Genomic DNA, 6,546 nt, shown 5'->3' on the forward strand with positions numbered 1-6,546 from the left:
TCGCCCAGGGCGTCGGTTCGAAAGTATGGGCACGGGCCGGGGCGCGTATGAAGGCCCCGACTACCATCAACAGGAGGAGGATCGCTTCTCGCGCGATGCCGCAGCGCATCTTAATCGGCTTGCAGCGGATGGTGATCACAAGCTCATTCTAGTCGCGGCTCCCAGGGTGTTGGGGGCCATGCGCCCGCATATCGAGGCGGCGACACAGCATCTGCTGATCGGCGAGATCGCCAAGGACTATGCCGGACGACCGGCCCGCGATGTCGCTGAAATGTTGGTCCGGCACGAGGACTGAGGCGGCAGGCGCGCGCGCAACCTTTCCCTCGTCGACCGCCCTATGAGTACATTCCGACGCTGTGGCGATCTTCGTCATTGGATACTTTGCTGGCACCGCGAACAGACGTCAGGCGGTGCAGCAAGGAGCATCGCCACATGGACCATAGCCCAACCGCGCACACCGAATCATTCGATACGGATTCCCTCAACGCCAAGCCGCATACAAAGGCCTATCTGGTCGGCGGCGGCATTGCATCGATGGCGGCTGCCGCCTTTCTGATCCGAGACGGCGATGTCCGCGGATGCGACATCACCATCCTTGAGGAAACAGACCGCCTCGGTGGCAGTCTCGACGGTGCGGGTTCGGCGGAAGAGGGATTCGTGCTGCGCGGTGGCCGCATGCTTGAAAGCAAATATCTCTGCACCTTCGAGCTGTTCACCTCGATCCCGACACTCGACGGCAAGACGACGGTGACGCAGGAAATCCTCAACTGGAACAAGACGATGCAGACCTCGTCGAAATCGCGCCTTTTTCGCGACGGCGAACGACAGGTCGATCCAAAGTTCGGGCTTACCGAACGCCATATCATCACGATCGAGCGCCTCGCGCTCGAGCCGGAAGCGATGCTCGGCAAAGCGACCATTGCCGAGCAGTTCGATCCAAGCTTCTTCCAGACGAGCTTTTGGGAGATGTGGTGTACAACCTTCGCATTTCAGCCTTGGCACAGCGCGGTCGAGTTCAAACGCTATCTGGTTCGTTTCGTCCACCTGATCTCGGGCTTTGGCAGACCGGAGGGCATCATGCGCACGGTTTACAACCAATATGATTCCATGGTGCGCCCGTTGCAGAAATGGCTCGAAGAGCGGGGCGTTATCTTTGGCTTTGATACAAGAGTTACCGACCTCGGGATGACACAACGTGTCGGCAAAGATGTCGTCGAACGCATCTTCTACGAGCGTGCCGGAGAGTCCTCGGGGATTGCCATCAACCCCGATGACCTTGTCCTCGTGACGCTTGGCTCGATGACCGAAGGTTCACGCCTGGGGACCATGGATGCAGCGCCCGAACTGGCATCGAAAGCCGATGGCGGGGCCTGGACCTTGTGGGAGACGATCGCCGAAGGGCGGCCAGCGTTCGGGCGGCCGCAAACCTTCGATGGTCATATCGACCAGTCCAAATGGACGTCCTTCACGATTACCATGAGAGATCCGACCTTTCTGCGACTGGTGCGCGACTTTACCGGCAACGTCCCCGGCGAAGGGGGGCTGATTACCTTTCCGCATTCCAACTGGCTGGCCTCGATCGTCATCCCCGCACCAGCCCCATTTCATTGATCAGCCCGAAGGCGTCGATGTGTGCTGGGGCTATGGACTCTCAGTCGATGCCCCGGGCAATTTCGTGAAGAAACCCATGGCGGGCTGCTCAGGTCGCGAGATCATGACCGAGATCATGGGGCATCTCGACATTGGTGCCGAAGCGCTCGGCATAATCGAAAGCTCGACCTGCATCCCGTGCATGATGCCCTTCATCACCAGCCAGTTCATGCCGCGCGCGAGCGGCGATCGGCCTGCCGTCATCCCCGCAGGCTCGCATAATCTGGCGATGCTCGGGCAATATTGCGAACTGCCGGACGACGTGGTTTTCACGGTCGAATATTCGATCCGGTCGGCGCAGACGGCGGTCTATGCCCTGCTCGGTATCGAGCGAAAGCCGCCGGCCGTTTACAAGGGCAAGTTCGACGCCCGCGTGCTCGCCAAGGCGTTCATGGCACTGCACGGGATTGGCCACCCCCAGCGAGACCACGCCCTGACCGACTGAAGGCCAACCGGACCGGGATGAAGGTGCACGAGCGTGCGCCTACCAGGTTATCAGCGGCGTCTTGTGCAGCCACGTGTCGGTGGTGAGCTGTTGCACCACGAAATCCGCGACGTCGGCTCGCGCAATTGTCCCGCCATGCACGCCGGCCAGATCCGTCAACGCCCGGATATTACCGGTTGCGGGTTTGTCGTTGAGGATTGTTGGCCAGACAATGATCCAGTCGAGTGCGCTGGCCCGGATCGCATCCTCCTGCCGGTCCTTGTCTTCATAGACCTTGCGCAGCATCATGGGCTGAAACAGCCAGTCGTAAAAGAAGCCGCCATGGCCCTCGCTATCGCCCGCGCCCACGCCGGTTATGCAGATGAACCGGCGGATACTGTGCGTCTCCATCACGCCGATAAGTGCGCGCGTCGCCCTCGACGAGTTCGGCGCTGGCAAGCGTCACGGCCTTGTTCTTTGATCGGACCAGCGCCACGACGCTATGACCCTTTGCCATGGCTCGGCCGACGATAAGCCGGCCGGTTGCACCCGTGGCGCCCAATACCAGAATTCTCATTTCAACCTTCCAAAGCCTGCCGGGTCAGCCAGGAACGCGGAGGGCCAGGCCGTTGCTCGATGAAGCAGCAGCGATGCGGCCCGTGTGATGGCGGCTCCGCTTCGATCAAAAAATGCGCGGTGTTCAATCGACGGAAAAAAGGCCGGATGCTCTCCGGTTCGCCGAATAGGGCAAAAGCGCTCGGCGCTCGGCCTCCTGGCTAATGCAAGTCGGATTCATCTCGCAGCCGACGCATTCCTCCGTGTCGGCCACGGTCTCGATGCACCTTTCAAGGTAAAGCCGGGCGAGGTGGGCATGAGACCAGGCAGCAGGACCGCAGTCGGTTTGTGCAGCTAGCGTGGTTTCGGTGCTGGCCCGGTCACGAAGGAATGATCTGGATTCGGTCAGCATGGCGAGGCTCCTCATTGGGCTTGATGGCGGCACGCGCGCCGCCATCAGATTGTTCCCAACTTTATCGGCTCATGTCGGTCGACCGTAGGATCGGAAAATACTCATTCTCCCTGCGGGTTCCGGTGATGGTCGCAATGGCTCGTCACAATCTGATACGGCGGCCAGCCGCCGTGCATATCAGCATGACGGTCCAATAATTTTCACGATCTGGGCAGCGATTTGCTCGGGGGCCAAAATGAAATCGACGCAGCCGCTCTCGATCGCGCTGTCGGGCATTTCAGGCTCCGCTGCCGAAGCGGGCAATTGCGCGATCGTAATCCCCCCGACTTCCCGAATGCCGCATAAGGCCTCGGCGCCGTCGCCATCATAGCCCGACACGATCACGGCGACGAGCTTGCCGTGCCAGTTCTGGGTCAATGATTTCAGAAATACAGTTATGACGTCGGGCCATCCACGGGGCTTGGAGATGGGTGCCAGTCGAAACTCTCCGTTGAGGACATGGAGGTCACGCTGGGCAGGAATGATGAACACATGGTTCGGCTGAATGTCGAGCCCTTCGGTGATGAGCTCAACAGGCATCTGCGTGTGACGCGGCAGAATCTCGTGGAGGAGCGTCGATACCGTCCGTAGATGGTTCACGATCACGATCGCCGCACCAAGATCTGCCGGTAAATTTTCCAACAGGCGTTTATAGGCGTCTAGTCCGCCCGCCGATCCTCCTACGCACACGATTGGCACATTTTGCGCTATCATCGACGAAATGCTCCTCTCGTTGCGGCCGCCCCTGAACCCGCTTGCGAGGTCTAGCGGTATCTACCCCGCATCCGCAGCGTCGGATAATACTCACGCTGGCACTCGGTTCGTTTTGAGTAGTTTCCGATGGATCTTGGTCCGGGCCGTTTCGGGCATTCCTGCCTCTCACGCGTGAAACAGGGTTGCGCCGATCTGCGCTAGCAGGCCGCCATCTCCTATCAACACAATACCATCGGCCATCGGGAGCCCTCACATCATGTCTAATCCGACGATCCGTTCACCAAAGGCTCTCTTCGAACCCGCTACCGCCGGTGCTCTTCAGCTTGCCAATCGTATCGCCATGGCGCCACTGACCCGGAACAGGGCTGGTCCGGGTCTGGCCCCTGGGCCATTCGCTGTTGAATATTACGCACAGCGGGCTTCCGCTGGCCTGATCATCGCCGAGGCGACGCAAATCTCCGCGCAGGCACAAGGCTATGCTGGGACGCCCGGCTGCTACACCGACAAGCAGGTCGAGGGATGGAAAAAAGTCACTGCGGCCGTTCACGCCAAGGGCGGAACGATCGTCGTTCAGCTCTGGCATACGGGCCGGGTATCGCACACCAGCTTTCAGAAAGACGGCCAGGCCCCCATCGGACCCTCGGCGATCCGGGCAAACACCAAGACTTTCCTCGCCGCCCAGGGCTTCGTCGATGTGTCGATGCCTCGCGCGCTCCATCTCGACGAAATCCCGGGCATCATCGACGATTTCCGCAATGCGAGCACGCGCGCGATCGAGGGCGGCTTCGACGGAGTCGAATTGCACGGCGCGCACGGCTATCTGCTCGACGCTTTCTTGCGTGACGGCACCAACCATCGGACCGACAACTATGGCGGTTCGATCGAGAACCGGGCGCGGCTGTTGCTGGAGGTCGCCGACGCCTGCGCTTTGGCGATCGGACCGGGACGCCTGGGCGTGCGGATTTCTCCGGTTTCCACTGCGGGCGATTCCCACGACAGCCATCCCCAGGCCCTGTTCGATCATGTCGTGGAGAAACTCAGCCCGCTGGGCCTGGCCTATCTGCATGTCGTCGAGGGCGAGACCGGCGGCGCCAGGGATAGTATCGCCTTCGACTACGCAGCGCTGCGCGCACGCTTCGATGGCGTCTGGATGGCCAATAACGGCTATGATCGGCAGATGGCGATCGATGCCGTCACAAGCGGTCGCGCCGATCTTGTCTCGTTTGGGCGCCTCTTCATCGCTAATCCCGATCTGGTGGAGCGGCTAAAGGAAGATGCCCCGCTAAATGCGCTGATGGCCCCAGAGATGCTCTATGGTGGCGGCGCGCATGGCTATACCGACTATCCAAGTCTCGTCCGGCCAGAGGCTGTCGCCGCTAGAGCGTGATGAGATTAGGTTTGTGCATATCCTGAGTTAGCCAGGTATGCGGCGCATTCCTTTGGTGGGAAGTCGTCGAGCAGCGATCCGATACGCTTCCATGTGGCCTCGGCGGTTCGCTCTGCGGCTTTGCGCATGAGGTGCTTAAGCTTTGCAAAGACCTGCTCAATGGGGTTCAGGTCTGGCGAGTAGGGTGGCAGGAACAAGAGGCGCGCGCCGACGCTGCGGATTGCGGTGCGGATGGCAGGCCGTTTGTGGCTGGAGAGATTGTCCATGATCACGACGTCGCCGGGTGAGAGCGTTGGCACGAGGAACTGCTCGACATATTCGAGGAAGCTGGCCCCGTTGATCGGCTGATCGAGGACACAGGGGGCATCGATCCGGTCGCAGCGCAAGGCCGCGAGGAACGTCATCGTTTTCCAGTGTCCGTAGGGCACTTTGGCATGAAGCCGCTGGCCCTTGGGTGCCCAGCCACGCAGCGGGGCCATGTTGGTTTTCGCCCAGGTCTCGTCAATGAACACGAGGCGGCGGGGATCAAGTCGCCTCTGATACTTCTTCCATTGCCTGCGCCGCCTTGCCACCTTGGGCCGGAGCTGTTCGGCGGGAAGCACGCTTTTTTTTGAAGCTCAGATCCTCGTCATGGGCAAAGGTCCAGACCGGGCGATAGTCGACTTTCACACCGCGCTCGGCCAGTTCCGCCTGAAGACCGCGTAGGGTGAAATCCGCCTTGGCGCGCTCCAGCAACCAGTCCCGGTGTGCGCCGACGAGTTTGCGTGGGCGGTGACCGCCCATCTGCCCCGGTGCCGCGCTTCCCGTCATGATGCCGTCGCAGCCAGTTGACCGCCGTGCTGATCGCAACACCAAAACGGCGGGCCGCCTTGTTACGAGAAAGCCCGTCGCACTCAACCGCCAAAATTACGCGTTCCCGAAGATCAAGCGAATAGGGTCGTGCCATGTCATGCTGGCCTCCAATCCAGCACACAGCTTGAATCAGAAAAATGCCCCCAAGGGAATCCCCTGCCGATTCAATCAAACCTCTTCCCGCTCTAGAGTTCAGGCTCCGGGCCCGGATAAATTCTGGTTCATATGCAAGCCCTTGACGCAGGCGATTTGGGGCCGGTATCGATAATCTTTAGCCTTGAAACGCAGAGAGCGATACTGGAATGGTAACGCCATGAAGATGACTCACCTCCGTGACCTAGTTGCTATCGCAGAGAAGGGCGGTCTGCGGCGAGCGGCCCGGCATCTGGGACTGGCCCAGCCCGCCATTACGCGAAGTATACGCGAGCTCGAGCACGAGCTTGGAGCGACCTTCTTCGAACGAACTACCACTGGCATGAACCTGACGCCAGTAGGTGCGGCGTTTTGCCGTCG

Annotated in this window: 7 protein-coding genes and 2 pseudogenes; 5 read left to right on the plus strand and 4 right to left on the minus strand. The window is 60.4% G+C overall.

The genetic code is table 11. The annotated features are described in order from the left end of the window. The 3 genes from Q0R02_RS06465 to Q0R02_RS06475 all read left to right on the plus strand — a co-directional run. Positions 1 to 295, plus strand: a 295-nt coding sequence (locus tag Q0R02_RS06465; protein WP_293881791.1) for a host attachment protein, incomplete at its 5' end; no start/stop codon positions are given. 137 nt (positions 296 to 432) lie between these two features. Beyond that, positions 433 to 1,611, plus strand: coding sequence for an oleate hydratase (locus Q0R02_RS06470; protein WP_293881793.1), 1,179 nt, complete (start codon positions 433 to 435; stop codon positions 1,609 to 1,611). A 19-nt stretch (positions 1,612 to 1,630) separates the two neighbouring features. Beyond that, positions 1,631 to 2,095, plus strand: coding sequence for an oleate hydratase (locus Q0R02_RS06475; RefSeq protein WP_293881795.1), 465 nt, complete (start codon positions 1,631 to 1,633; stop codon positions 2,093 to 2,095). Positions 2,096 to 2,134: 39 nt separating this feature from the next. On the opposite strand, the pseudogene Q0R02_RS06480 reads toward Q0R02_RS06475, so the two are convergent. From Q0R02_RS06480 to Q0R02_RS06490, 3 genes and pseudogenes are all read right to left on the minus strand, one after another. Continuing rightward, positions 2,135 to 2,651: pseudogene (locus tag Q0R02_RS06480) on the minus strand (NAD(P)-dependent oxidoreductase). A 123-nt stretch (positions 2,652 to 2,774) separates the two neighbouring features. Next, positions 2,775 to 3,041 carry a hypothetical protein gene (locus tag Q0R02_RS06485; RefSeq protein WP_293881797.1) on the minus strand — a complete coding sequence of 89 codons (267 nt, stop codon included), beginning with the start codon at positions 3,039 to 3,041 and terminating at the stop codon, positions 2,775 to 2,777. Positions 3,042 to 3,218: 177 nt separating this feature from the next. Next, positions 3,219 to 3,794, minus strand: coding sequence for a chemotaxis protein CheB (locus Q0R02_RS06490; RefSeq protein WP_293881799.1), 576 nt, complete (start codon positions 3,792 to 3,794; stop codon positions 3,219 to 3,221). 256 nt (positions 3,795 to 4,050) lie between these two features. On the opposite strand from Q0R02_RS06490, the gene Q0R02_RS06495 reads away from it, so the two are divergent. After that, positions 4,051 to 5,181 (plus strand): alkene reductase, encoded by a 1,131-nt coding sequence (locus tag Q0R02_RS06495; protein WP_293881800.1) that lies wholly within the window; start codon positions 4,051 to 4,053, stop codon positions 5,179 to 5,181. A gap of 5 nt (positions 5,182 to 5,186) precedes the next feature. On the opposite strand, the pseudogene Q0R02_RS06500 reads toward Q0R02_RS06495, so the two are convergent. Continuing rightward, a pseudogene (locus tag Q0R02_RS06500) lies at positions 5,187 to 6,127 on the minus strand (IS630 family transposase). A gap of 225 nt (positions 6,128 to 6,352) precedes the next feature. Here Q0R02_RS06500 and Q0R02_RS06505 point away from each other — a divergent pair. Beyond that, positions 6,353 to 6,546 (plus strand): LysR family transcriptional regulator (locus Q0R02_RS06505; RefSeq protein ID WP_293881801.1); only part of this gene is annotated, 194 nt, incomplete at its 3' end.

Source organism: Sphingomonas sp. (genome assembly GCF_025353885.1).
In the GTDB taxonomy this organism is placed as follows: Bacteria; Pseudomonadota; Alphaproteobacteria; order Sphingomonadales; family Sphingomonadaceae; genus Sphingomonas_O.

What these genes read in the sequence shown, in the direction of transcription:
- Q0R02_RS06470 (WP_293881793.1), top strand. Translation starts at nt 433, where the DNA reads ATGGACCATAGCCCAACCGCGCACACCGAATCATTCGATACGGATTCC.
- Q0R02_RS06485 (WP_293881797.1), bottom strand. Translation starts at nt 3,041, where the DNA reads ATGCTGACCGAATCCAGATCATTCCTTCGTGACCGGGCCAGCACCGAA.
- Q0R02_RS06490 (WP_293881799.1), bottom strand. Translation starts at nt 3,794, where the DNA reads ATGATAGCGCAAAATGTGCCAATCGTGTGCGTAGGAGGATCGGCGGGC.
- Q0R02_RS06495 (WP_293881800.1), top strand. Translation starts at nt 4,051, where the DNA reads ATGTCTAATCCGACGATCCGTTCACCAAAGGCTCTCTTCGAACCCGCT.